General features: G+C 32.5%; 2 protein-coding genes. Both read right to left on the reverse strand.

The genetic code is table 11. From position 1 onward, the window contains the following. Window positions 1-518: dTMP kinase (locus tag ACYVTD_RS13685; protein WP_461248285.1), on the reverse strand; the 518-nt coding region annotated here is incomplete at its 3' end. After that, window positions 491-805, reverse strand: a complete 315-nt coding sequence (locus ACYVTD_RS13690) for a phosphomethylpyrimidine synthase ThiC (protein WP_461248286.1) — start codon at window positions 803-805, stop codon at window positions 491-493. The genes ACYVTD_RS13685 and ACYVTD_RS13690, both read right to left, overlap by 28 nt. Window positions 806-1,057 lie beyond the last annotated feature (252 nt).

The raw sequence follows: 1,057 nt of genomic DNA on the forward strand, positions 1-1,057 counted from the left end.
GTTATAGATGAAACACTTTCGGTAAAGTTACCTGAGTTATCAAATGTAACTGTTTGTATCCCAAGAGTATGGAATATTTCTATTCCTTCGGACAAATATTTGAATTCTTCTGATGTTCGATTTCCTTCTTCAAAACGTGATAATAATTTTTTACGTTTATTAAGGCGACTGCGAATAATACTCTCATTCGCATTAACAACAACTTGAAGGTCTGGCATAATTAAATGATTGTGAATTGAAAGTATAAAATCTGTATCTACATTGTCTAAACGCTGTAATATTAACGAGGATAAAACATATCTATCTATGATAACAACTCGTTTTTCTAATAAATTCGGTATTATCTCTGTATCCAAAATATTATAACGATCAGCGGCAAAAAGACAGGCTAAACTTTTGCATTTTACTGTTTCTGCAATCTGCCTAACAAACTTCCCTAATTTGGTATCTGACGGCGTTCTAGTTGTCCATACACTGACATTGTTTTTTACTAGTTCAGCTTTACCATGTATTTCCATAATGGTTTTTCAAGAGACGCAAAAGATAAATCCATCATAGAATCAGGCGCATATGCAAGATTAGCTATTGATCTGACCTTTTTTAGTTCATTCTCAAATTGCGAATCATCAGATACACCCACAATGGTATTTACTTTTAGTAATGCTCCAGATCCCAGTAACATAGGATTACTTGAATGACAAATACAAGCTAATTCTGAAGAATTACTGAGCATATCCTTTATATTTTCCGAGGACAGCAATCCAGTCTTTACTTCTTTTACATCACAAATATTTAACTCTGTCACACTTACATCTCCAAAGAGCTTATATTTACAAGGAAAAATAATGAGCATCTAAGCCTAACTTAAACAGGCTTACAAGCGGCTCAGAGACAACAAAAAACAACTACCAATAACTCCGCCTGCTAATGCTGATTATACAGTTTTTCCATGTTTTTTGCAAGAGACTTTGACACTTGAAAAAAGAGAGAAATGTCAATTGTATATGATAATTCCAAATTTAAAATTGAAATTTTGTAATTCTTTATAGGATAATGC

This window comes from Treponema sp. R6D11 (genome assembly GCF_054786075.1).